This is a genomic window from Lysinibacillus odysseyi 34hs-1 = NBRC 100172, from assembly GCF_001591965.1.
GTDB lineage: Bacteria > Bacillota > Bacilli > Bacillales_A > Planococcaceae > Lysinibacillus_B > Lysinibacillus_B odysseyi.
On record NZ_BCVX01000002.1, the window covers coordinates 55,305 to 78,747 of the forward strand.

Annotated in this window: 24 protein-coding genes; 2 read left to right on the plus strand and 22 right to left on the minus strand. The window is 44.3% G+C overall.

Annotation, left to right across the window (positions count from 1 at the left end; all coding sequences use genetic code 11):
• Positions 1 to 23: 23 nt before the first annotated feature.
• Together BOD01S_RS03125 and BOD01S_RS03130 are read right to left on the minus strand one after the other, a co-directional pair.
• The gene (locus BOD01S_RS03125) at positions 24 to 1,673 is read right to left on the minus strand and encodes a DAK2 domain-containing protein (protein ID WP_036151174.1); all 1,650 of its coding nucleotides are present in this window, start codon (positions 1,671 to 1,673) and stop codon (positions 24 to 26) included.
• Positions 1,674 to 1,691: 18 nt separating this feature from the next.
• A complete protein-coding gene (locus BOD01S_RS03130) occupies positions 1,692 to 2,054 on the minus strand; it encodes an Asp23/Gls24 family envelope stress response protein (protein ID WP_036151177.1) in 363 nt (120 codons plus the stop codon).
• Positions 2,055 to 2,326: 272 nt separating this feature from the next.
• Here BOD01S_RS03130 and rpmB point away from each other — a divergent pair, with 272 nt between their 5' ends.
• Positions 2,327 to 2,515 carry a 50S ribosomal protein L28 gene (gene rpmB / locus BOD01S_RS03135; RefSeq protein WP_036151179.1) on the plus strand — a complete coding sequence of 63 codons (189 nt, stop codon included), beginning with the start codon at positions 2,327 to 2,329 and terminating at the stop codon, positions 2,513 to 2,515.
• A gap of 87 nt (positions 2,516 to 2,602) precedes the next feature.
• Here rpmB and spoVM read toward each other — a convergent pair whose 3' ends face one another.
• From spoVM to BOD01S_RS03205, 15 genes are all read right to left on the minus strand, one after another.
• On the minus strand, positions 2,603 to 2,689 hold the full coding sequence (spoVM, locus tag BOD01S_RS23965; RefSeq protein WP_407655990.1) for a stage V sporulation protein SpoVM: 87 nt from the start codon (positions 2,687 to 2,689) through the stop codon (positions 2,603 to 2,605).
• 12 nt (positions 2,690 to 2,701) lie between these two features.
• Positions 2,702 to 3,334 carry a thiamine diphosphokinase gene (locus BOD01S_RS03140; RefSeq protein WP_036151180.1) on the minus strand — a complete coding sequence of 211 codons (633 nt, stop codon included), beginning with the start codon at positions 3,332 to 3,334 and terminating at the stop codon, positions 2,702 to 2,704.
• Positions 3,331 to 3,996 (minus strand): ribulose-phosphate 3-epimerase, encoded by a 666-nt coding sequence (gene rpe, locus BOD01S_RS03145; RefSeq protein ID WP_036151182.1) that lies wholly within the window; start codon positions 3,994 to 3,996, stop codon positions 3,331 to 3,333. The genes BOD01S_RS03140 and rpe overlap by 4 nt, the downstream gene beginning before the upstream one ends.
• A 2-nt stretch (positions 3,997 to 3,998) precedes the next feature.
• Positions 3,999 to 4,880: a ribosome small subunit-dependent GTPase A gene (gene rsgA / locus BOD01S_RS03150; RefSeq protein WP_036151184.1), complete on the minus strand. Its 882-nt coding sequence runs from the start codon at positions 4,878 to 4,880 to the stop codon at positions 3,999 to 4,001.
• Positions 4,881 to 5,067: 187 nt separating this feature from the next.
• Positions 5,068 to 7,038, minus strand: a complete 1,971-nt coding sequence (gene pknB / locus BOD01S_RS03155; protein ID WP_036151186.1) for a Stk1 family PASTA domain-containing Ser/Thr kinase — start codon at positions 7,036 to 7,038, stop codon at positions 5,068 to 5,070.
• A gap of 2 nt (positions 7,039 to 7,040) precedes the next feature.
• Positions 7,041 to 7,787: a Stp1/IreP family PP2C-type Ser/Thr phosphatase gene (locus tag BOD01S_RS03160; protein ID WP_036151188.1), complete on the minus strand. Its 747-nt coding sequence runs from the start codon at positions 7,785 to 7,787 to the stop codon at positions 7,041 to 7,043.
• Positions 7,788 to 7,796: 9 nt separating this feature from the next.
• Positions 7,797 to 8,936 carry a 23S rRNA (adenine(2503)-C(2))-methyltransferase RlmN gene (rlmN, locus tag BOD01S_RS03165; protein WP_081977869.1) on the minus strand — a complete coding sequence of 380 codons (1,140 nt, stop codon included), beginning with the start codon at positions 8,934 to 8,936 and terminating at the stop codon, positions 7,797 to 7,799.
• Between the two features lie 3 nt (positions 8,937 to 8,939).
• Positions 8,940 to 10,301 (minus strand): 16S rRNA (cytosine(967)-C(5))-methyltransferase RsmB, encoded by a 1,362-nt coding sequence (gene rsmB / locus BOD01S_RS03170; protein ID WP_036151190.1) that lies wholly within the window; start codon positions 10,299 to 10,301, stop codon positions 8,940 to 8,942.
• Positions 10,298 to 11,239 carry a methionyl-tRNA formyltransferase gene (gene fmt, locus BOD01S_RS03175; RefSeq protein ID WP_036151192.1) on the minus strand — a complete coding sequence of 314 codons (942 nt, stop codon included), beginning with the start codon at positions 11,237 to 11,239 and terminating at the stop codon, positions 10,298 to 10,300. Before fmt ends, rsmB begins: the two co-directional genes overlap by 4 nt.
• 1 nt (position 11,240) lies before the next feature.
• Positions 11,241 to 11,732, minus strand: a complete 492-nt coding sequence (gene def, locus BOD01S_RS03180; protein ID WP_036151194.1) for a peptide deformylase — start codon at positions 11,730 to 11,732, stop codon at positions 11,241 to 11,243.
• A gap of 24 nt (positions 11,733 to 11,756) precedes the next feature.
• On the minus strand, positions 11,757 to 14,174 hold the full coding sequence (gene priA, locus BOD01S_RS03185) for a primosomal protein N' (protein ID WP_036151196.1): 2,418 nt from the start codon (positions 14,172 to 14,174) through the stop codon (positions 11,757 to 11,759).
• Complete coding sequence (gene coaBC, locus BOD01S_RS03190) at positions 14,171 to 15,367, minus strand: bifunctional phosphopantothenoylcysteine decarboxylase/phosphopantothenate--cysteine ligase CoaBC (protein WP_036151199.1); 1,197 nt, start codon at positions 15,365 to 15,367, stop codon at positions 14,171 to 14,173. The genes priA and coaBC overlap by 4 nt, the downstream gene beginning before the upstream one ends.
• Positions 15,368 to 15,434: 67 nt before the next feature.
• Positions 15,435 to 15,659, minus strand: a complete 225-nt coding sequence (rpoZ, locus tag BOD01S_RS03195) for a DNA-directed RNA polymerase subunit omega (protein WP_036151201.1) — start codon at positions 15,657 to 15,659, stop codon at positions 15,435 to 15,437.
• A 3-nt stretch (positions 15,660 to 15,662) separates the two neighbouring features.
• A complete protein-coding gene (gene gmk, locus BOD01S_RS03200) occupies positions 15,663 to 16,280 on the minus strand; it encodes a guanylate kinase (RefSeq protein ID WP_036151203.1) in 618 nt (205 codons plus the stop codon).
• A 16-nt stretch (positions 16,281 to 16,296) separates the two neighbouring features.
• A complete protein-coding gene (locus tag BOD01S_RS03205; protein ID WP_036151206.1) occupies positions 16,297 to 17,172 on the minus strand; it encodes a YicC/YloC family endoribonuclease in 876 nt (291 codons plus the stop codon).
• Between the two features lie 190 nt (positions 17,173 to 17,362).
• On the opposite strand from BOD01S_RS03205, the gene BOD01S_RS03210 reads away from it, so the two are divergent.
• The gene (locus BOD01S_RS03210; RefSeq protein WP_036151208.1) at positions 17,363 to 19,039 is read left to right on the plus strand and encodes an Rqc2 family fibronectin-binding protein; all 1,677 of its coding nucleotides are present in this window, start codon (positions 17,363 to 17,365) and stop codon (positions 19,037 to 19,039) included.
• A gap of 41 nt (positions 19,040 to 19,080) precedes the next feature.
• Here the strand turns inward: BOD01S_RS03210 and BOD01S_RS03215 are convergent, their stop codons facing one another.
• The 5 genes from BOD01S_RS03215 to BOD01S_RS03235 all read right to left on the minus strand — a co-directional run bounded on the left by BOD01S_RS03215 (position 19,081) and on the right by BOD01S_RS03235 (position 23,443).
• Entirely contained in the window at positions 19,081 to 20,100 is a 1,020-nt protein-coding gene (locus BOD01S_RS03215) for an LLM class flavin-dependent oxidoreductase (protein ID WP_036151210.1), read from the minus strand.
• 315 nt (positions 20,101 to 20,415) lie between these two features.
• Positions 20,416 to 21,051 (minus strand): orotate phosphoribosyltransferase, encoded by a 636-nt coding sequence (pyrE, locus tag BOD01S_RS03220; RefSeq protein WP_036151212.1) that lies wholly within the window; start codon positions 21,049 to 21,051, stop codon positions 20,416 to 20,418.
• A gap of 1 nt (position 21,052) precedes the next feature.
• Complete coding sequence (gene pyrF, locus BOD01S_RS03225) at positions 21,053 to 21,760, minus strand: orotidine-5'-phosphate decarboxylase (protein ID WP_036151214.1); 708 nt, start codon at positions 21,758 to 21,760, stop codon at positions 21,053 to 21,055.
• Between the two features lies 1 nt (position 21,761).
• Positions 21,762 to 22,673 (minus strand): dihydroorotate dehydrogenase, encoded by a 912-nt coding sequence (locus BOD01S_RS03230; protein WP_036151216.1) that lies wholly within the window; start codon positions 22,671 to 22,673, stop codon positions 21,762 to 21,764.
• Positions 22,670 to 23,443, minus strand: coding sequence for a dihydroorotate dehydrogenase electron transfer subunit (locus BOD01S_RS03235; RefSeq protein ID WP_036151218.1), 774 nt, complete (start codon positions 23,441 to 23,443; stop codon positions 22,670 to 22,672). Before BOD01S_RS03235 ends, BOD01S_RS03230 begins: the two co-directional genes overlap by 4 nt.

Sequence of the window (23,443 nt, forward strand, 5' to 3'; positions counted from 1 at the left end):
GGGGTCTCTGGTCTTTTTATACATTATTCAACTGATAAGATAAATGGATATAATGTCTGTTTCCCTTCAACGAGCTCCACTTCCGCGTCCGCAAAGTTTTCCTCGATGAAACTAACCAGTTCATTTGCTTGTTCTTTAGTTGCATCTTCTCCATAAATGATGGTAATGATTTCACTGTCTTCATCAGCCAAACTGCCGATTACTTCTTTTGCAGCGTCCATCAATTGTGGTGTTGATAGAATAATCTTGCCTTCTGCCAGTGCCATATAATCATCCTTGTGGATTTCCACACCATCAATTGATGTATCACGGACTGCATATGTCACCTGACCAGTTTTTACGTGGGCAAAACCTTCTGTCATATTTCCCTTATTTTCTTCAACACTCAGCTCAGGGTTGAATGCCAAAATAGCTGCCATTCCCTGAGGAATTGTCTTCGTCGGTACAACAGCTGCTTCAATATCAAGCAGTTCTACCGCCTGTTCTGCCGCCATCACAATATTTTTATTATTCGGCAGGATCAGCACACGCTCAGCACCGATCTCCTTCACTGCTTTTACAATATCCTCTGTTGACGGGTTCATTGTCTGACCGCCTTCAATAACGTAGGAGGCACCAATAGAACGAAGCAGGTTGGCAATTCCTTCACCCATTGCAATTGTGACAACTGCATAAGGATGCTGCTCTTTTTTGGCAGGTAGAGCCACTGGAGCAGAAGAATCACCCACGATCGCTGAATGCTGCTCACGCATATTATCCACCTTGATTTTGATAAGGCTTCCGTACTTTTGCCCCGCCGATAAAATGGCACCAGGTGTTTCTGTGTGAATATGTACTTTCGCAATTTCATCATCAGAAATAACCAGCAGCGAATCACCAAATGGATTCAGTTCATCACGGAACTGCTCTTCACTGAACGGCTCTTTTTCCTTTTCAAACCGCACCATAATTTCCGTACAATAGCCAAATTCAATATCTTCTGTATTCATGAAATCCTGAACACGATGGTGCTCTGCATTGATCAAATCGTCCAAAGATGCATCATTTCGTGCCGGAAGCTCTTCCCCTTTTAAGGAAGCAAGAAAGCCTTCATATACAAATAATAGCCCTTGTCCACCACTGTCAACAACGCCGACTTCTTTTAATACAGGCAATAGATCAGGAGTACGATTTAATGATGCTTTTGCCTCTTCTACAAAGGCCTCCATCAATACAACCAGATCATCCGTTGTTTCTGCAACTTCAACGCCTTTTGCCGCTGCTTCGCGTGCCACTGTTAAAATTGTTCCTTCCACCGGCTTCATCACCGCTTTATACGCCGTATCCACACCGCCTTGGAAAGCTGCAGCCAGCCCCTTCGCATCGATTGCCGCTTCCTTTTCAATCGCTTTCCCAAAGCCGCGGAATAATTGCGATAAAATAACGCCTGAGTTGCCGCGCGCACCCATTAATAATCCTTTTGATAACGCCTGTGCTGTCTTCCCGATATGCTCACTTATGTTCGCTTCCGTTTCTTTTGCACCTGACGTCATCGACAAATTCATATTCGTTCCTGTATCTCCGTCTGGGACCGGGAACACATTTAACGAATCTACATAACTTGCATTTTGGTATAGGTGATGTGCACCCATCTGTACCATTTCTGCAAATTTAATTCCGTCTAATGACTTCATTCGCCTTAAATCCTCCTCTTACACATTCATTACGCGTACGCCCTGAACAAAAATGTTCACTGATTTTACGCTCATGCCTAATGTTTTGTTCACTGTATATTTTACTGTCGACTGTACTTGGTAGGCGATCTCCGAAATTTTTGTTCCGTAGCTTACAATAATGTACATATCAATATGCAAATCCTCGCCGTCCTGGCGGATCAATACGCCTTTTGCAAAGTTTTCTTTTCGTAAAATATCTGTCAAGCCATCACGAATTTGGTGTTTACTCGCCATTCCCACAATTCCGTAGCATTCGATTGCGGCGCCGCCGGCAATTTGTGCAATGACGTCATTGGAAATATCAATTTGACCGAATTCATTTTTTAATTCTACTGACATACATATGCCTCCTTGGCTCTTTTTGACTGTCTATATTGTACTACACAAAGATTGATTATAAAAGAAAACGTTCGTTGAAGTCTAGCAGTTACAGTGAAAAGAGGGTTTACTTTCCTAAAACAGCAAGCCTTTATAAGGTGTAAAGGTTTTTTTCTTGAAAGTATGTGCGAAATATCTTGCAAGCATGTAGAGTCTATGTTAAATTATTATGGTATGTGAAATATCGAACTGAAAAACAAGCTTTCAGATTCATCTGTTAGGAGGGAATTTACATGCCAAAGAAATGTGTTATCACTGGCCGTAAAGCTCGTACAGGCAACAACCGTTCTCACGCTATGAACGCTTCTAAACGTACTTGGGGCGCTAACTTACAAAAAGTTCGTATCCTAGTTGACGGTAAGCCAAAACGTGTATGGGTTTCTGCTCGTGCATTAAAATCAGGTAAAGTTGAGCGCGTTTAATCGCGTACTGGACATCAGCTTCTTGGGCTGATGTTCTTTTTTTAAAGAATAAGGGAGTGAGTAGCCATAACGGTTACCCACTCCCTTTTATTTTTTCTCTCGACGAAATACCTTGATGCAGGCTCTTGTCATGCTGCTCAAAAATTTTGGAATTTGAAACGTGTATACTTTCACAATCGCTCCCCCTTAGTCCATGCTTCTTACCATTAAACATATGCCAGAGGTAAACTCGATATACGCATCATCTTGTACGATTTCATTACTTGTGAAACGGGATGTCCCTTGTTCAATCATTTCCTTCGTCGTTTCATACTTGACTCCACGGAGCGTCACTTCCTCAATCGCTTCACCATAGGCAAAAAAGGAAAGATATTGATGGATTGTCTTCTCGAGACGATGATGACCGGGAAGCAAAAAACATAACTCATTCTGCTTATTAATAATTTTAAATTGAATATGGGGATGCGAAAGCTGGTAGCGGTATAAAGAACGCAGCGCCGCCTCATGATGATCGAGCCTTCCGCCTGTCACACCCGTCAGCAATACTGTCTGCGGATGGTACATAAGCGCCCGCTCTAATGCCAGATCGGTATCTGTCTCATCTTTTTCAGCCTGAAATGCCTCTACGTGTTCCACAGCCTTGGAAATGCATGCATACTCCTCTTCAGTAACCGAATCAAAATCACCTACTATAGCATCTGGTATAATGCCTCGTTCTACTAAATGATAAGCCCCACGGTCAACGCCGATCCACCGGTCTGCTTTCAGAGGAAAGGCGGCCTCACGAATGGGGCCGCCTGAACAAATGGCTACAATCATTGAATGGCAGCAAGACCGGCCCGCTTGATTTCCTGCAATGCAGCCGCCCGGTCCTCCTTACTATAAATAGCAGAACCAGCTACAAAAATATTAGCCCCCGCTTTTACACAAGGAACAATTGTTTCTGCTGTAATCCCTCCATCAATTTCGATATCTATGTTTAATCCACGCTCTTTAACCATACTAGATAACGCTTCGACTTTTGGCAGTACAGAAGGAATAAATTTTTGTCCACCAAAGCCAGGATTTACAGTCATGAATAGTACCATATCGATATCTTCCAAAATATGGGCGATAGATTCAATTGGCGTATGAGGGTTTAACACGACCCCCGGCTTCACACCGAATGAGCGAATCAGCTGAATCGTACGGTGCAGATGGCGGCATGCCTCTACATGTACTGTAATATAATCTGCTCCTGCTTTGGCAAACTGTTCAATATACTGATCAGGATTTTCAATCATCAGATGCACGTCCATTGGCAATGTGGATATCGGACGGATCGCTTCTAAAGCAATCGCTCCAAATGAAATGTTCGGAACAAAATGCCCGTCCATTACATCAATATGAATCAATTCCGCCCCCGCTGCTTCTACTTCCTTCACTTCTTCACCTAATTTGGCAAAGTCTGCAGCTAAAATTGATGGTGCAATTTTTATCATCATTAGTACCTCGGCTTTCGATCAAGTATTTCTTGCAAAAACTGTTCGTAATGCTCATAACGATATGCTTTGATTTCACCTGTTTCAAGCGCAGCCTTTACTGCACATTTCGGCTCCTTTATATGTAGGCAGCCACGGAATTTACATCCTTCTGCGATGCGCTGGAATTCCGGAAAACACGATGTCAGCTCTTCCTTTTCAATCGTATCAAAATCAAAGGAGCTGAACCCCGGCGTGTCAGCCAGCAGACCACCACATACTTCTATTAATTCCACATGGCGTGTCGTATGCTTCCCACGCCCAAGGCTTTGGGAAATAACCCCTGTCTTTAATTGTAAATCAGGCAGGAGTGTGTTTAGAAGCGTCGATTTCCCGACACCCGATTGCCCTGCCAGTACCGTTGTTTTTTCTTCCAAAAATGGCTGTAGACGTTCCAGTAAAGAAGCATCTTCCTTATAGGTCGTAATCACTTCATAGCCAATCGCTCTATAATCTTCAATATAGGCTTCTAATGCCGCTTGCTCGCCTGGAGCCAATAAGTCTGTCTTTGTTAGACAAATAATCGGGTCAATATGAAATGATTCAAGAACGACTAAGAAGCGATCCAGCAACACTGTATTGAAATCAGGCTCCTTTACGGAAAATACAAGAATCGCTTGATCGATATTGGCAATCGGCGGCCGTACAAGCTCATTTTTTCTAGGATGGATTTTCATTACATAACCGTCTGATTCACCGTCTTTCGTATAATCAACGATGTCACCGACAAGCGGAGCTTCCCCGCGGTTGCGGAATACCCCACGTCCACGGCATTGAATAAGCTCACCATCCTGCTCTACATAATAATATCCGCTTAATGCTTTTCGAATTTGGCCTTGCGCCATGTAAACCCTCCCATCAATTGCGTTTTTGCGTTTATTTTCTCATATGTGGCAATTCATTACAAAGATGCAGCCCACCATTTTCCAGATGTTTACCTTTCTTATTACAGACAGTAAGCTTGTACCCGAAAACAAGGGCTGCCTTTATTTATGTCTTGCCTCTTTAAAAGAAGGACTTTTGTGAAAGAGATTAAAAATAATCATCAGATGAAATTGTTTCCTGTGCGAACGTCACAGAATCCCGAATAATTCGGTATGCTACTTTTTCGCCTTCTACTAGTTCTAATTGGATAGAGTATGTTTTATCTTCTGTAATAACAAATTCCTCCACAGGCTCTGCCATTGTATGGGATTTATCCTGGATATAAACTTGTACAGTCTGCGGAATTGGCTCACCATTTTCATCCAAATTCTCTTCATACTCAATTGTGATGATTTTGTTAAATAGTTTCGACTGTTTTGGCAGCGGTCCTTTCGAAAGGACTACCTCAACCGTTGATCCTTCTACTATCGAGGAGCCGGCCGTAGGGTTTTGGGACACAACACTTCCTTTTGGCACAGTGTCTGAATTAACCGGATTCCCTTTTTTAATGTGCAGACCTGTATTCCGCGCATAATCATTTAATTCCGCCTCGGTATATCCTTTCAGATTATCGACGTTCACCATCTTTTTCCCTTTGCTCACCTGCAGCGTGACGACTGTATCTTTTGCTACGACTTCCTCTCCTGCTGCCGGCTCCTGACTAATAATCTGTCCTGCTGGTTCGCTGGACTCTACTTCCACAGTATCTACATCTTGGAAACCTGCTTTTTTAAGTAAGGAGAGCACTTGGCTGATTTGATTTCCTACATAATCCTCCATGACAATTGCTTCCTCACCAAGGCTGACGATCATCTGTATCTCGGTACCTTTGGCTCTCATAAGCCCCGCTTTCGGTGTCGTGCCAATGATCTTGTCTTTTTCCACTTCCTCTGAGTTGCGTTCAATCGGTTCCCCGACTTTGAAGCCTGCCTTTTCCAAATCGGCTGTTGCCTCTTCTACCGTAAGGTTCGTAACATCCGGTATTTCTACTTTCGATGGCTTTAATGCAAAAAACAGGACAAACACGAGGATGGCTAGTGCTACAACTGTTCCGACAATAATTGGCCATTTCTTTCTTTTCTTCTTCTGTATTACAGGCTGTGCTGACTGTTTCGGCTGTTCCTTTTCAATAGGCTTCACCTTGTCGATTTGTTTCGTTTTCAACAGCTCATCAACTGGCAGCTTTTCCCTAATAATAGGAATAGCCTTTGTTGCTTCATCATCGATTGGTAAAGAAAACTTTGGCTCATTTACCCGCGCTGCCGATAAACAGGTCTGCAGGTCTTCCTCCATTTCATTCATGCTGCTGTAGCGATGATTAGCATCTTTTGCCGTTGCTTTTAATACGACATTTTCAAGCGCCTGCGGGATGGAAGCGTCAAAAGCCCTGACAGATGGTGTTTCAGACTGGAGATGCTTTAAGGCGATCGAAACAGCTGATTCACCAGAGAATGGGAGCTCTCCTGTCAACAGTTCATATAACACAATCCCTAATGAATAAATATCTGACTTTTCCGTTGCTCCACCGCCTCGTGCCTGTTCCGGGGAAAGATAGTGGACTGTCCCCATCACCGAGTTCGTCTGCGTATAGCTCGTCGCATTAAGCGTCGTAGCGATACCAAAGTCCGTAATTTTCACATTTCCTTCTGCGTCCATTAAAATATTTTGCGGTTTGATATCCCGATGGATAATCCCGTTTTCATGGGCGTGGGCAATTGCTGATGTCAATTGCTTCATAATGTGAACGCTTTTTGCAGGGGACAACGGAGAAAACTCCTGTATGTATTGCTTTAATGTCTTCCCTTTAACATATTCCATTACAATATAGTGCATATCTCCGTCTTCTCCGACATCATAGACACTTACAATGTTGGGATGTGTTAGGCTTGTAGCAGATAATGCTTCTCTTTGAAAACGTCGATGTAATTCTTCTTCATTCGAAAAATCATACCGCAGAATCTTAATTGCTACATCACGGCTTAAAATAATATCGTGTGCCAAGTAAACATGACTCATCCCACCGCCGCCAATCAGCGATAGAATTTCATAACGTTCACCTACTCGTTTTCCAATCAGCATGCCTACACCTCCTCTTTCATCGTCATTAATATAAGGGAAATATTATCTTCACCACCGCTGTCATTTGCCAGCTTGACGAGTTTTTCTCCTTTTTCTTTCAGTGACATAGGCAGCGTAATAATGGCGGCCATTTCATTTGAAGACAGTTTATTACTGAGCCCATCGGAACAGATGAGCAAATAAGAGTCTTCTTCCACTTGTACATCATAAAAATCCGGCTGTATCGATCTTTCTGTTCCTAAAGATTTTAAGATGAAATTTTTCTGTGGATGGTTTTGTGCCTCTTCCTCACTGATTTGGCCACTTTCCAATAAAACATTCACATACGAGTGGTCACGCGTGATCAGCGTAACCGTCTCGTTTGTAAAATGATAAACGCGGCTGTCCCCTATATGGCCAATGATGCAGTCCATATGATGAACGAGCACGGCAATAAGCGTAGTCCCCATTCCTTGACAGTCTTCATGTGATAGGGAGTAACGATAAACTTCATTATTAATTTGTGATATAGCATGATGAAGCCATTCTTTACAGCTTTCCTGGGAATGGAAGCGGCTGCCTTCCTCTGTGAGGAATAGCGTCCGCATCTGTTCAATCGCCATTTCGCTTGCCACATCTCCTGCATTATGACCACCCATGCCGTCTGCCAAAATGGCAAGCTTGAATTGATCAGGCCGCTCGACAAACGCGACCCGGTCCTCATTTACTGTACGTTTCAATCCAACATCACTTTCGACTGTAAAGTTCATAATGGTCACCTACCTCACTTCATCTTGTCGTTCCTGCGCACGCAATTGTCCACAAGCTGCTGCGATATCTGCTCCTTGCTCGCGGCGGATTGTTACATTCACGCCACGCTCTTTTAATGCGCGTTCAAACGCAAAGATGCTGCTGCGTGATGTACGGACATAGTCGCGTTCCGGTACATAATTGATTGGAATTAAATTGACATGGCACTTTATTCCTTTAATCAAATCTGCCAATTCATTAGCAATTTCTACTGAATCATTTTCGCCGGACATCAAGCCGTACTCAAAGCTCACACGACGGCCTGTTTTCTTCGTATAATAGCGTACTGCTTCCAACAGTTCCTCAATTTTATAAGCACGGGCAATCGGCATTAATTTTTGACGCGCTTCCTGATTTGGCGCATGAAGGGAAACGGCAAAATTGATTTGCAATTGTTCATCTGCAAATTGATAAATCTTCGGTACAATCCCCGAAGTCGATACTGTAATATGACGGGCTCCAATGTTCAAGCCCTTATCATTATTAATAATTTTCAAGAAGTTCATCATTGCATCATAGTTGTCAAACGGTTCGCCAATACCCATGATGACAATCGAGCTTACACGTTCTCCAACTTCATCCAATGTTTGCTGTACTTTGACAACCTGCTCAACAATTTCTCCAGCCAGCAGATGGCGTTTTAATCCGCCTAATGTAGAGGCACAGAATGTACAGCCGATCCGGCACCCTACCTGTGTTGTTACACAGACGGAATTCCCGTAATCATGACGCATTAACACTGTTTCAATAGAGTATCCATCCTGCAACTGGAATAAAAACTTGATTGTTCCGTCTTTTGATTCCTGCTTAATAAGAGTTGACAGCGTCGTTAACGCAAAATTCTCTTCTAATTTTTCCCGAAGACCCTTTGATAGGTTGGACATTTCCTCAAATGTTTTTACACGCTTGTTGTATAACCACTCGTAAATCTGCCCGGCGCGGAATGGCTTTTCACCGTTCTCCTTCAACCACTCCTGCAGTTCATCAGGACGCAATGAATAAATGGATTCCTTTAACTGGGGCTTTTCTTTTTTCTCACGACGAACCGGCTTAACTTCCGCCTCTTCCACTAAATCTTGAATACGTTCATCAAATTTATTTTGGTCCATTACTTAAATTGTTTCTCCTTTTTTACGAAATGAGGCAACGAAAAAGCCGTCACTTCCAAAATCTTGCGGGAATACTTGCAGCATCCCGTTATTTTGTTTCGCTAATAATTTTTCTGGTAAATTTGTTATTTCCTCGCGTTCCATTTCCGGGTGTGCAGAGACAAATGCCTCTACTGTCCCTTCATTTTCACGTTTATCCACGGTACATGTACTATATACGAGACGTCCCCCCGGTTTTAGTACTTGCACTGCGTTATCTAAAATCGCTAATTGGATTGTCTGTAAGCTTTCCAAATCCTCTTCACGCTTTGTATATTTAATATCAGGCTTCCGGCGCATAACACCTAATCCTGAGCATGGGGCATCGACAAGTACTGCATCATAACTTTCTTTTGCAAGAAATTCTGCTGCCTTGCGTCCATCAACCGGGGCTGTCTGAACAATGTCCAGTCCAAGACGCGCGGTATTTTCATCAATTAGATCAAGCTTATGCGGATGCAGGTCCATTGCCAGAATGGAACCCTCATTAGCCATTTTTTCTGCTATATGCGTTGTCTTGCCACCTGGAGCTGCACACATATCGAGCACTTTCATACCGGGCTGCGCATTCAGCACATTGGCAGGCAGCATGGAGCTTTCATCCTGAATCGTGATGAGTCCTTTTTTAAACGCTGTTGTGCGCGCCGCAGTTCCATTTGTCAGGTGAATGCATTCGGGCATCATATCACTTTGCTGTGCTTTCACACCTTCTGCCTCAAGAGACGCCAATACCTCTTCAACAGTTGCACGTGTTGTGTTAACTCTTACTGTTTGCACCGGTGGAATATTATTTTCATGCAGCATAGCCGCCGTTTCCTCAAAGCCGTAGCTTTCCACCCAGCGTTCTACCAGCCACTGAGGATGGCTCGTTTCAACTGAAAGTCGCTCCACCGGATTCTGAATGGCTGCAGTCGATGGAACACCTTGGCGTAAAATCGAACGCAAGATACCATTTACCATAGAAGCAATTCCTTGGTGGCCGCGTCTTTTGGCAATTTCCACCGCTTCATTTACAGCAGCATGTGCCGGAATCCGTGTCAAATACTCCATTTGATACAGAGAAAGACGTAATAGCCATCTTACCCATAGATCCACCTTTCCGCGGATAAAAGGCTCTAAATAGTAATCCAGCGTCAGCTTGTGCTGTAGTGTCCCGTATGTCATTTCCGTTAGTAGACTGCGGTCCTTTGCGTCAATTTTATATTTTTCGATTGTCTGATGGAGGAGTAGATTACTGTACGCCTGGTTTTTATCGACCGCCAGCAGAATGGAAAGCGCCGCATCCCTTACATTGCCATTCCATATTTGTTGCTTTTTTTTACTCATTCAAAACGGTCTCCAATCTGTAGCTTTGAGCCTGTCCCCCGAAGATAATCTTGAGCAGTCATACGCTTTTTACCAGCCGGCTGCAGATCATATACAGCAAGGGAACCACCGTCGCCTGTAGCAATCTCAAAATGGTCTTTATGAATGGCTGTTACTTCGCCCGGCTTACAGTCATTGGATGTTGTACCGATTTGTGCCCACCATATTTTAAAGTTGGCGTCTTCAAATGTTGTATAAGCAACCGGCCAAGGGTGAAGTCCGCGTACTTGATTGTAAATCGTACGTGCATCCTTTGACCAATCAATCCGCTCCTGTTCACGGCTAATATTCGATGCATATGTCACTTTTGATTCATCCTGCGGAATACGAGGATTTGTGCCGTCAATTATAGAAGGCAATGTCTCTTTTAACAGTTCACGGCCAACCCCGCTTAACTTTTCAAACATGCTTCCCGTATGATCTGTATCCTCAATAACAATTTCCTGCTGGGAAATAATGTCGCCCGCATCCAGCTTTTCAGCCATATACATAATTGTCACGCCCGTCGTATCCTGTCCATCGATAATCGCCTGATGGATAGGAGCGCCTCCCCGGTATTGCGGCAGTAAAGAGGCATGAACATTGATACAGCCAAGACGAGGCGCCTCAAGCAGCTCCTTCGGTAGTATTTGCCCAAACGCAGCAGTAATTACTAAGTCTGCTCCAAGACCGATAATTTGCTGCAGCTCCTCGGAACCGCGTAGTTTTTCCGGCTGGATAACCGGCAGACCAAGTTTTACCGCCTCTTCCTTTACAGGCGGAGGTGTCAGCACCTTTTTACGGCCTACTGGACGATCCGGCTGTGTCACGACTGCCAGTACATCGTATCCTTCTTCATACAGCATGCGAAGAATGGGTGCTGAAAAGGCAGGTGTCCCCATAAAAACAACAGATGTCATATTACTCCTCCTCAACGTCCGCGTACATTTCATCCAGCTCTTCTTGTGTCAATATACGCGTCATTTTCGAGTCGAAAAGCACCCCGTCCAGATGATCGATTTCATGTAAAATACATCGGGCTTCAAACTCTTCTGCCTCTAATTCATAAATACGGCCTTCACGGTCTGCTGCTTCAATTTTCACATAGGTAGGGCGCTTTACCATACCGAACAAGTCAGGAAAACTTAGGCACCCTTCTACATCTTCTGCCTCTCCGCGCGTTTCTAGAACAACCGGATTAATCATCTCTAAAATATCCTCGCCAAGTTCTACAATCGCTACACGTAAACTGACCCCGATTTGCGGCGCAGCAATTCCCACTCCGTCGTATTCCACCATCGTGTCGTACAAATCATCTAAAAGCTCGATAATTTTTTCATCAATCACGTCAACTTCTTTTGTTTTGGAAGATAAAACCTTTGCAGGTGCCTTCACTACCTCTTTAATTGCCATATATTTTTTACCTCTTTCACAAGCTCAAATCATGGAAGGGTCCAAATCGATTGTGAGCTGAATTCCTTTTTTTATCCATTCCGAACGGTACAATTTTATTAACTGTAAAAGTACTGGAATCAATTTTGGTTCTACCTTATATTTTATCAAACATTGGTATCGATATCTATTTTGGAGACGGCTGATGCTCGCTGTTGTCGGGCCGATGATCGAAACATTAAAGGATAGATTAGCCCGTAAATATTCGGAGGCCCTCGCTGCATATTCTGCAGCCATCATAACATCCTCATGAGAAACTTGAATGAGTGCTAAATAATAATAAGGAGGATAATTCGCCTGTCGCCGTACATACATTTCCCGCTCATAGAACGGCTCATACAGCTGCTCCTTTGACAGCTCAATCGCATAATGCTCAGGTGTATAGGTTTGGACAAACACTTCCCCCGCCTTTTCATGACGCCCGGCACGCCCGCTCACCTGAGTCAGCAGCTGAAATGTCCGCTCGGCCGAACGGTAATCCGGCAAATGCAGACTCGTATCGGCACTTAATACCCCAACTAATGTGATATTCGGAAAATCAAGACCTTTTGCAATCATTTGTGTGCCGAGCAAAATATCTGCCTCCCCACGTCCGAAAGCATCCAAAATTGTCTCATGGGCACCCTTTTTATTCGTAGTATCTACATCCATCCGGAGAACACGCGCCTCAGGAAATAATTTATGCAGCTCTTCCTCGACCTTTTGTGTGCCTGTACCGAAGAAACGGATATGATCACTTGCACATTCCGGACATACTTCCGGCACATACTCTTCATGACCGCAATAGTGACATTTTAGTTTTTCACTAAAACGATGATATGTCAGCGAAATATCGCAGTTCGGACATTCCACAACCGTTCCGCAATCCCTGCACAGCACAAAGGAGGAATAGCCTCGCCGGTTTAAAAACAGGACGGTCTGTTCCTTTTTGGCGAGACGCTCCCGTATCGCATCTGCTAATTGAATAGAAAACATCGAACGATTTCCAAGCTTCAGCTCTTCCCGCATATCGACAATGTGAACGGTCGGTAAATTTTGATTCATCGCACGCTTTTTCAACGTTAATAGCGTATAAACACCTTTTTTCGCCCGTGCAAAGGATTCCAGGCTCGGTGTCGCACTTCCTAAAATAACCGGGCATTTATGATACTCGCTGCGCCAGATGGCAACGTCCCTTGCATGGTAGCGCGGCGAATCCTCCTGCTTATAAGTCGATTCATGTTCTTCGTCTAAAATAATCAACCCTAGATTTCCAAAAGGAGCAAAGATGGCCGATCTGGCACCGACTACCACCTTCACCTTGCCCTGCTGGACTTTCCGCCATTCATCATACTTTTCACCGACGGATAAACCGCTGTGCATAACGGCCACGAGCTCTCCAAAACGTGACCGGAAACGCTCTGTCATCTGCGGGGTAAGGGATATTTCAGGAACAAGAACGATAGATTCCTTGCCTTCTTGAAGCGTATGCTGAATAGCTTGGAGATACACTTCCGTTTTACCGCTTCCCGTAATGCCCTGAAGCAAAAATGTTTCAGCAACCTGTGCATCCATTGCGCCCGTAATCGCGGAAAGGGCTGTCTCCTGCTCATCTGTCAATTTAAGAAAATCCGTTTTCACAATATCCTTTGTAAATGGATCTCTATACACCTCTTCCTTGATGAAGGCAGCTGCCCCCTTTTCAATGACTACTTGTAATACCGCCATTGTGACTCCAGTTTCACTGCATACTTCATCCGGCAGAAACACTTGTCCGGGACGTTCTGCCATCCACTGTACAAGCTGCTTTTGTTTCTGTGCACGCTTGGAAATTTCCGATTCTATCTTTTCAAGCTTCTTCCGATCTTGGTTAATTTGGACTTTCCGAATTTCCTTTACTGCTCCTTGCTGCTTTACACTGTTCTCGATTGTGACAAAGCCGTCCTTTACAGCCGCTTTCAGCTCATGCAAAAGGCCAGCTTTTTCAAAATTTTTGAAATCTGCCTTTCCATTCCGGTTGAAAAAGGGCTGTAATGGCTTCGGCACATCTTCTATCTCGCCGCATAAATGGACAATTTTCTCGTATTTTGCTCGGAGTGCTGACGGCAGCATAGCCTGCAGGGCATCAATTTCGTAGCAAATCGTCTGCTGCTTCAGCCACTTAGCCATTTCCAGCATTTCCTCTGTTAGTACAGGCTCAATATCCAGTACTTGGGTCACCGGTTTAATTTTATTCATCGGCACTTCTGTGTCATGTTGAAGGGCCACTACAAACCCTAATACATTACGCGGTCCAAATGGAACCTTCACACGGCTCCCCACCTCAATTAAGGCGTGCCACTCTTCAGGCACCAGGTAGTCGAACGGGCGGTCCACCGGATACGCTGCTACATCGACGATCACTTGGGCAACGACTAGTGTCATTTGAACTCTTCCCTCTCTGCAATCGTTGTAAGAAGACGGTAAGCAAGCTCTTTTTTAGGAAGGTGGGGGAAGCTTTTTTTATAGTCATATCCGATCAAAGTAACGCTGTTTGTATCTGTTCCAAAACCGGAGCCTGCCTCTGTTATGTCATTTGCTACAATGTAATCGGCATTTTTCTTTTGCAGTTTCTGCTGTCCGTAATTTTCTACATCATCTGTTTCAGCAGCAAACCCGATTAACAATTGATGCTTTTTATGTGCCCCGAGTGTCGCTAAAATATCAGTCGTTCGCTCAAGCTCCAAAACAGCCTCGCCCGGCTGTTTTTTCATCTTCTGTCCGTACACATTTTTGGGGCGATAGTCAGCTACCGCGGCTGTCTTGATCACAATATCCGCAACATCGTATTCTGCCCATATAGCTTCGAACATTTGCTGTGCACTTTCAACATCTAGTACCTTCATCCCCGCTGGCTTTGCCAGGTTGGTAGGACCTGACACAAGAACAACCTCTGCCCCCAAGTCCCGGGCTGCTTCCGCCATTGCATAACCCATTTTGCCAGAGGAGAAATTTGTTAGAAAACGTACCGGGTCCACTTTTTCGCGTGTTGGACCGGCTGAAACAACTACTTTTTTCCCCTTTAAAGGTTGAAAGGCCGGCTGAAAATGCTGTTTCACTAGCTCAGTAATTTTTTCAGGCTCCTCTAGACGGCCTTTGCCCACATAGCCACATGCCAAGTACCCTTCAGATGGCTCGATGAAGCGGTAGCCGTCTGTATGGAGCTGAATAATATTGCGTTTTACTGCCGGATGGTCATACATATGAACATTCATTGCCGGTGCAATCCAAACAGGGGCTGTTGCTGCCAGAAGTGTCGTTGTTACCATATCATCTGCAATCCCGTTTGCCAGTTTTCCAATAACATTTGCTGTTGCGGGAGCCACTAAAATGAGATCCGCCCAGTCTGCTAAATCGATATGGGCAATGACAGCGGAATTTTTTTCATCGAATGTATCGAAAAACACATCATTTTTAGACATCACTTGAAAGCTTAATGGGTTAACAAATTTCTGTGCAGATGCTGTCATGATTACTTTTACGGTAAAGCCTGCCTGTGTCAGTTTACTCACAAGCGCAACCGCTTTATAAACTGCAATTCCACCTGTTACACAAAGTAAAATATTTCTCTGTTGCATAAAAATTTCTCCCTTTCAAATGATAAGCTCCCAAAGAAACTTCTCCGGGAGCTACCTGCATCAATTATTAAACTTCATCCTCGTAAATAGTTGACTCGTCCTGCTGCACTTTTTTCAGCACTCCTGTCGCTACTTCCTCTAACGCTTTGCCTACCGGCTTATAAGATACATACTTATGAAGACGCTCGCCGCCCTCTTCCTGCATTTGGCGAGCACGCTTAGAAGCTAAACTCACTAATGAATATTTTGAATCGATTTCCTTTTTTAAAGCATCTACTGATGGATATAACATGGATTATTCCCCCTTCAACATGGATAAGTAAATTTTTTCTACACGCTCGCGGCGGCAATGTTCCGCCTTGATAATGGCATTAATTTTGTCGCACGCATTTTCTACTTCATCGTTTTCTACAACGTAATCGTATAAACTCATCATCTCTAGCTCCGCTTCTGCTGTCGCAATCCGCTTTGCTATAATATCGTCCGTTTCCGTACCTCGGCCGACCAGACGTGCCTTCAGCTCCGATAGGCTTGGCGGTGCCAGGAAAATGAACAGTGCATCAGGTGCCTTTTCACGAATTTGTCTTGCTCCCTGTACTTCAATTTCTAAAAATACATCGCGTCCGGCATCCAGCGTTTCATTTACATAGGCAAGCGGTGTTCCGTAGTAATTCCCTACGAATTCAGCATGCTCCAGCAATCCGCCGTCTTCGATCAACGTCTCGAATTCCGTGCGTGTCTTAAAGAAATAGTCTACACCATCCACTTCTCCTTCGCGAGGATTACGCGTTGTCATTGAAATAGAATATTCATAATTCGTATCGGCCTGCGAGAAAAGCTCTTTACGAACCGTTCCTTTTCCAACACCCGATGGACCTGATAATACGATTAATAAGCCACGTTGTTTCTTCATTTATAACTCCTTCTAGCTATTCAATATTTTGAACTTGCTCTCGCATTTTCTCTAAAATCGTCTTCGCTTGTACAACAGCAATTGAACTTTCCGAAGATTGATTTTTCGAGCCGATTGTATTGATTTCACGGTGCATTTCCTGCATCAGAAAATCAAGCTTACGGCCAATCGGCACATTTTCCTCCAGCGTTTCTGCCAGCTGCATAAAATGGCTGTCCAGACGATCTAATTCCTCGCTAATATCAACTCGTTCAGCAAACAGCGCCACTTCTGTCAGCAGTCGGTCTTCCAGCAGGTGGCCGTTCGTAAACTCCTCAAGTCGCTGCTTTAAGCGTTCCCGGTATTTTGCCACTGCCTCTCCTGATGTTTGGCGGATACATTGTACTTGTGCCTGCAGCTGCTCTTTATACTGAAGCATCACTGCCTTCAGCTCCGTACCTTCCCGTTCCCGCATTGCAATGAGTTCGGTAATCGCATCTGTTAATGCCTGCTCTACTGCCAAGAGTACTTCATCATTCACAAGCTCTTCTTTTTGAATTACTAACACTTGGTCGAGCATGGCGATTTCCTGCATCGTCCACTTTTCCTCTACCAGCATGTTTTGTGACAGCTCTTCTTTTGCTTTACGGTATGCCTCTAATAACGGCCAATTAATATCAATTTTCTGCTCAGCTGTCTGAAGCTCCTTCAAAAAAATAATAACATCGAGTTTCCCACGTGATAAAGCCTGTGACAGCTTCTTTTTCGCCAGCACTTCCGACTCCATCCATTCCTTTGGGAATTTCGTATTAATTTCTAAAAAACGATGATTCACACTACGAACTTCAACGGTTAGTTGATGAGATTTCGTCGTTGTGACACCCCTGCCAAAGCCCGTCATACTACGCACCAAGGTTCGTCACACCCTTCTTTGCATACTGCAACAATTATAGCATATGTTTGGCCTGTTATGCCGATTGTTTTATATAAATATGTAAACATCGGCACCCGCAAAAAAAAATGCTATCATAAGAAAGAACGGATTGACAATGGCATATTTAAATAAATACGGTGTAACACCGTAAATGAAAGAGGAATGAACAATGGCTTTTGACGGATTATTTACACGTTCTATGACAAAAGAGCTTCAAAAATTAGTAACAGGGCGTATTACAAAAATTCATCAGCCGAATGCACTGGAAGTAATGCTGCAAATCCGTGCAGGCGGTGCTAATCATAAATTGCTGATTTCCATCCACCCTTCTTATGCTCGTATGCATATTACTGAGCAAACAGTCGATAACCCCGCTGAGCCGCCAATGTTTTGCATGCTTTTGCGCAAGCATCTAGAGGGCGGTTTTATCCAGAGCATTCAAGCTCAGCCCGGTGAACGGATCATTGAAATGACTGTGGAAAGTAAAAATGAAATCGGGGATCCTGTAGTACGGAAACTGATTGTGGAAATCATGGGGCGCCACAGTAACTGTATTTTAGTCGATGCAGACAACATGCGCATTCTCGACAGCTTAAAGCATCTTCCACCATCCTTGAATAGTTATAGAACAGTTCTTCCTGGTCAGACCTATATTGGTCCTCCTGCACAGGATAAAGTAAATCCTTTTAGCGTTTCGGATGAAGAAATTTCACTCTTCTTCAGCCAACCACATGAACCAAAAGAGATTGTACAGCATTTTGCCGGCTTTTCTGCGTTACATGCTGCAGAACTGCTATACCGGTTGGATGGAACGAATCATCCGCACATTTTCCGGGAATTTATGACGGAAGTGGAGGAAGCACAACAGCCAACCTATAAAGAAAACGGAAAAGCTCTCTTCTCACCGGCAGACCTTCGTCATATTAAAGGAGGAGAGGCGACATATGCGACGCTTGGCGAGCTGCTCGACCGGGTTTTCTTTGCCCGTGCAGAGCGCGACCGAGTGAAGCAGCAGGCAGGTGATCTGGAACGCTGGCTATCAAATGAAATTGACAAGCTGCGACTCAAACTGAAAAAATTGGACCAGGATTACGCACGCGCCAGCCAGCTGGATGAATTTCAATTATACGGCGAGCTATTGATGGCGAACCTGTATAAGTTTGAAAAAGGTGTGGAACGTGTGACAGTGGAAAACTATTATACTGGTGACCAAGTAACAATCCAGGTAAGTCCACGAAAAACACCAATCGAAAATGCGCAAAGCTACTATACAAAGTACAATAAGGCAAAAAATGCACTTGTAATGATTGAAGAACAAAAGAAAAAAACAGAGGATGAGATTCAGTACTTTGAAATGTTAAGCCAGCAAGTGCAGCAGGCAGCTCCTGCTGATATTGAAGAAATCCGTGAAGAACTCGCTGAACAGGGGTATCTGCGCCTTCGTGCCTCTAAGAAAAAGAAAAAACCGACAAAACCGGAACCTGAAAAATTCATTTCTTCTACAGGCATTCCCATTTCTGTCGGTAAAAATAACAAGCAAAATGATTATTTAACATTCAAACTAGCGAAAAAAAGCGATATTTGGCTTCATACAAAGGATATTCCGGGCTCCCACGTCGTTATTCATGCAGATCAGCCTGATGAAACAACGCTCCACGAGGCGGCCGTGTTAAGCGCCTACTTCAGTAAAGCACGCGAATCTTCCTCCGTGCCTGTCGACTATACAGAAATTCGCCAGGTGAAGAAGCCAAATGGAGCAAAGCCCGGCTTTGTTATTTACTTCGAGCAGAAAACACTATATGTAACACCGGATGAACAGATCATCCTTCAATTGAAAAAGAAATAATAAAAAATGAACCTTGAGTGAGCCCACTCAAGGTTCATTTTTTACTTCGTATACTTTCTCACTTGAGGTAAAATATCGCTGCCAATTGTCTCAATTGTTTTGGCCACTTCTTTAAATGGAATGCCCCCAAAATCAATTTGCGCAAGGAAGCGCTGGTGACCGAACAGCTCATATTGATGAAGGATTTTTTCGACGATACGGCCAGCATCTCCGACCATCAACACATCCTCCACTGCATCCCCGTCCATAAAGAGCTGCGCCGGATAGCCTCGTCCATTCACATGGAACATTCCTTTATTCAAATAGGGATACATCGTATTCATTGCATGTTCTACATTTTCCGTTAAATACATTAAGCTTGTCGTAGCAACAGGCAAACTCGATACATCATGTCCTGCCCTTTCAGCAGACTTACGGTATAAATCAATAATACGTTTAAAATGAAGAGCGTTGCCGCCCAGTGCAGCAAGCGCCATCGGAACACCGGCCTCTCCTGCTTTTACGGCACTTGCCGGCGTTCCACCTACGGCACGCCAAATCGGCAGTTTTCCATTAAACGGCCGCGGCAAAATTTCAGCGTTTTTAAGCGGTGCCCGGAACTCACCTTTCCAATTAACCACTTCTTGTTCATTAATTAAGTTCAATAACGCAAACTTTTCTTCAAACAGCGCCTCATAATCCGTCAGCTCATAGCCTAGTAATTCAAAAAGGCCAATACGGGAGGCACGGCCTGCAATGATTTCTACCCGCCCGCCTGATAATAAATCGATTGTAGCAAAGTCTTCAAACACCCTTACCGGATCTGAAGTACTAATGATGGTGGAAGAGCTGGAAAGCTTGATTGTATTTGTAGCCTGTGCAATCGCACTTAACAATACGGTGTGTGCCTGTGTTGTAAAGTATTTCTGATGACTCTCACCGACGCTGAATACGTCTATCCCTACTTCTTCCGCCAGCTTTGCCGCCTCCACAATTTCAGTTAATCGCCGGCTGGCAGAAATCCATTCATTTGTGTGCGGATTTGGCATATGATCTCCTAACGAATAGAGTCCAAATTCCATGAATACCCTCTCCTTTTCTCTAGTAAAGCATCTTTTTTAATATTAAAAAAGCATAGAGACTTCAAGCTGTCCCTATGCTAACTATCTTTTTAATTGTGATAGATAGATTGCTTGCTTTACGCAATGAAGCCCGGCTACTGCCGGGCCCCCTATCTATTGTGCTCCTGCCATTGTCATGGCTGCGCCATCACAATTCTCGTCGCATGAAAAATTTAAAGCGTCCCCGCTTTAAGTTTTTCAGTGTGGCTGCCGCTTCGCTTTCGCCACAGCTATACCGGGAGAAACTTTATTTCTTCCCTTTGAGGCTTATTCTAATTATTTTTGTAAATTCCCTGCTTTAAGGTCCGCGTGCCACTCCTTTAGGAACGGGATCTGGTCTTGGGAGATGGCGCCGGATTCGTTTGCAGCTTCTACTAAATAATCGAAGTTTGTGAGCGACACATATTTAATGCCTGCTGCGTTGAACGCCTCTTCCGCTTTTGGAAGATTGTATGTATAGACACATACGACACCAAGCACTTCACAGCCTGCTGCACGTAATGCTTCTACGGCAGTAATAGAGGAGCCGCCTGTTGATACGATGTCTTCTACTACAACAACCTTTTGGCCTGGTGCATATTTCCCTTCGATTTGATTGCCTCGGCCGTGTTCTTTTGCTTTGGAGCGAACATACACCATTGGCAATTCTAGAATATCAGCAACCCATGCAGCATGTGGGATACCAGCTGTTGCCGTTCCTGCCACTACCTCTGTTGCCGGAAAAAATTCCTGGATGTTTTTCGCCAATCCATTTGCCAGCTGTTTACGAATGGCAGGGTCTGAAATCGTTAAGCGCGTATCACAATAGATTGGTGATTTAATACCTGATGCCCAAGTGAAAAGATCTGTTGGATTTAGCTCTACTGCGCCTACTTTTAACATAGCGTGTGCGATTTCTTTTTGTAATGTCATATTATTTTTCCTCCCATAATTCACAAACTTCTTTATACGCTGCACGTTTATCGACTGCTCCTGTAATAGCGCGACCTACAACAATGAGTGAGGAGCCATCACGTCGTGCGCCATCTGGTGTCGCGATACGTTTCTGATCATGTGCCGCCCCTCCGCTCATGCGAATACCCGGCGTCACACGTAGAAATTCCTCTCCGCACGTTTCAGCAATGGCACGTGCTTCATGTACAGAGCATACAACGCCATTGAGGCCAGCCTGCTTTGTTAATTGTGCATAATGCAGTACCGATTCAATCAATCGTAGCTCAATATGCTGCTCACGTTGCATTTGTTCCTCGGTCGTTGACGTTAATTGTGTGACGGCAATTAATGCAGCCCGGCTTTTACCAGCTGGTGTTCCTGCCTCAAGACCTTCTAATGCTGCTTCCATCATTTGTTTGCCACCTGCTGCATGAACATTTACTAAGTCTACACCTAGTCGTGCTAAACCTTTCATTGCAGACTTCACCGTGTTCGGAATATCATGGAGCTTTAAGTCCAGGAAAATCGCATGGCCTTCTTCCTTAATTTTCCTGACGATATCCGGCCCTTCCTGCATATACAGCTCCATTCCTACTTTGACAAACAGCGGTTCGTCGAATTCACTTAAAAATTGGAATACTTCTTTCTCTCCGGGAAAGTCCAATGCAATAATCGGTTTATTGTCCATGTTAACGATGGCTCCTTCCAATAATTTCTGAAATATGTTCTACTCCAAGCTCGTCCAGCTTTGATGGTAATGCCTCAATAATATTCGGGCATACGAAATGATCAACAAAGTTCGCTGTTCCGACTGCGACAGCTGAAGCACCAGCGCTCATAAAATCAATGACATCCTGTGCATTCGTCACACCGCCCATGCCAATGATCGGAATCGTAACATTTTTGTATACCTCGTATACCATACGGATGGCAACCGGCTTAACAGCAGGGCCGGAAAGTCCTCCTGTTCCATTGGCAATGACCGGCTTACCTGTCTTTTCATGCAGACGCATACCGATCAAAGTATTGATCATTGTAATTCCATCTGCCCCGCCAGCTTCTACAGCTTTTGCAATATCTGCAATATTTGTGACATTTGGTGAAAGCTTTACATATACCGGTACAGTTGAAACTGCTTTTACTGCCTCCACTAACTGCTGGGCTGTTGCCGGGTCTGTCCCAAACTGGATACCTCCGCACTTTACGTTCGGGCAGGAAATATTCAGCTCTAATGCATGAACATTTGGTGCCTGTGAAATACGCTCTGCAACTTCCACATAATCTGCGATTTCAGTTCCTGCTACATTTGCAATGATCGGCACATCATAGGCTTCTAAAAATGGCAGCTCTTCTGCCAGTACCTTATCAAGCCCTGGATTTTGCAGACCAATTGCATTGAGCATACCAGCAGCAGTTTCTGCTACACGCGGCGTTGGATTTCCACGGCGTGTCTCTACTGTTGTTGCTTTAATCATAATGGCGCCAAGCTTTGACAAATCATATAGCTGCGCATATTCACGGCCAAATCCAAAACAGCCGGATGCCGGCATGATTGGGTTCTTCAATTGCAAACCAGGTAATTCTATATTGATACGGCTCATAGTGCCACAACTCCTTTCGGGAATACAGGCCCATCCGAGCACACTTTTACATAATCTTTTTCCACTGCCTCTGTCGTGTTGCATACACATGCAAAGCACGCACCAATTCCGCATGCCATACGTTCCTCGAAAGAAAGGTAGCCTTCTTTATCTGGGAACTGTACTTCTAGCGCCTTTAGCATAGGGAGTGGCCCACAGGAATAAAACACATCAAATTCGGGCTTTCGCTCGTCCAGCAAATTTGTAACAAAGCCCTTTGTTCCCTTTGTGCCATCTGCTGTGACATAATGTGTTTCTCCAAAGGCTGAGAATTGTTCCTCGTAGAACGCCACATTTTCAGACTGGAATCCGAGTACATGGATTGTTTGCACGCCGCGGGCATTTAACTGCTTTGCTAGTTCATAAAGCGGCGGTACACCGATTCCTCCTCCAACAAGCAGCGCTGTACTACCTGGCGCAGCCGCATCTACGGGGAATCCATTTCCGATCGGTCCCAATATGTCCGCTGTATCGCCCACTTGTTTTTTGGAGAGAAGCTCTGTCCCGCGCCCCTCTGCCCGGTAGATCATCGTAAATTCATTCATATCTTTATTAATGTTTGCAATACTAATTGGACGTCGTAAAAGCGGCTCAAAACTATCTCCTACACGTACGTGAACGAACTGTCCAGGAGCCATGTCCTGAACAAGTTCGCCTTGTAGTGTCAATTCGAAAATATTATGAGCAATTTTCGCTTGATGAACGACCGTCATGCGTTCGTTGCGAATCAT

Bases quoted from the DNA above. Each gene is read 5' to 3' on its own strand.
- gmk (WP_036151203.1), bottom strand. From the start codon at position 16,280: ATGAAGAAACAACGTGGCTTATTAATCGTATTATCAGGTCCATCGGGT.
- fmt (WP_036151192.1), bottom strand. From the start codon at position 11,239: ATGACATCTGTTGTTTTTATGGGGACACCTGCCTTTTCAGCACCCATT.
- pyrF (WP_036151214.1), bottom strand. From the start codon at position 21,760: ATGGACAATAAACCGATTATTGCATTGGACTTTCCCGGAGAGAAAGAA.
- pyrE (WP_036151212.1), bottom strand. From the start codon at position 21,051: ATGACATTACAAAAAGAAATCGCACACGCTATGTTAAAAGTAGGCGCA.
- BOD01S_RS03125 (WP_036151174.1), bottom strand. From the start codon at position 1,673: ATGAAGTCATTAGACGGAATTAAATTTGCAGAAATGGTACAGATGGGT.
- BOD01S_RS03210 (WP_036151208.1), top strand. From the start codon at position 17,363: ATGGCTTTTGACGGATTATTTACACGTTCTATGACAAAAGAGCTTCAA.
- rsmB (WP_036151190.1), bottom strand. From the start codon at position 10,301: ATGAGTAAAAAAAAGCAACAAATATGGAATGGCAATGTAAGGGATGCG.
- rpe (WP_036151182.1), bottom strand. From the start codon at position 3,996: ATGATAAAAATTGCACCATCAATTTTAGCTGCAGACTTTGCCAAATTA.
- BOD01S_RS03230 (WP_036151216.1), bottom strand. From the start codon at position 22,673: ATGAGCCGTATCAATATAGAATTACCTGGTTTGCAATTGAAGAACCCA.
- rlmN (WP_081977869.1), bottom strand. From the start codon at position 8,936: ATGGACCAAAATAAATTTGATGAACGTATTCAAGATTTAGTGGAAGAG.
- BOD01S_RS03140 (WP_036151180.1), bottom strand. From the start codon at position 3,334: ATGATTGTAGCCATTTGTTCAGGCGGCCCCATTCGTGAGGCCGCCTTT.
- rpmB (WP_036151179.1), top strand. From the start codon at position 2,327: ATGCCAAAGAAATGTGTTATCACTGGCCGTAAAGCTCGTACAGGCAAC.
- pknB (WP_036151186.1), bottom strand. From the start codon at position 7,038: ATGCTGATTGGAAAACGAGTAGGTGAACGTTATGAAATTCTATCGCTG.
- BOD01S_RS03235 (WP_036151218.1), bottom strand. From the start codon at position 23,443: ATGATTCGCAACGAACGCATGACGGTCGTTCATCAAGCGAAAATTGCT.
- priA (WP_036151196.1), bottom strand. From the start codon at position 14,174: ATGACACTAGTCGTTGCCCAAGTGATCGTCGATGTAGCAGCGTATCCG.
- BOD01S_RS03160 (WP_036151188.1), bottom strand. From the start codon at position 7,787: ATGAACTTTACAGTCGAAAGTGATGTTGGATTGAAACGTACAGTAAAT.
- rpoZ (WP_036151201.1), bottom strand. From the start codon at position 15,659: ATGTTATATCCATCAGTAGATGCTTTAAAAAAGGAAATCGATTCAAAA.
- rsgA (WP_036151184.1), bottom strand. From the start codon at position 4,880: ATGGCGCAAGGCCAAATTCGAAAAGCATTAAGCGGATATTATTATGTA.
- def (WP_036151194.1), bottom strand. From the start codon at position 11,732: ATGGCAATTAAAGAGGTAGTGAAGGCACCTGCAAAGGTTTTATCTTCC.
- BOD01S_RS03130 (WP_036151177.1), bottom strand. From the start codon at position 2,054: ATGTCAGTAGAATTAAAAAATGAATTCGGTCAAATTGATATTTCCAAT.
- BOD01S_RS03215 (WP_036151210.1), bottom strand. From the start codon at position 20,100: ATGGAATTTGGACTCTATTCGTTAGGAGATCATATGCCAAATCCGCAC.
- coaBC (WP_036151199.1), bottom strand. From the start codon at position 15,367: ATGCAACAGAGAAATATTTTACTTTGTGTAACAGGTGGAATTGCAGTT.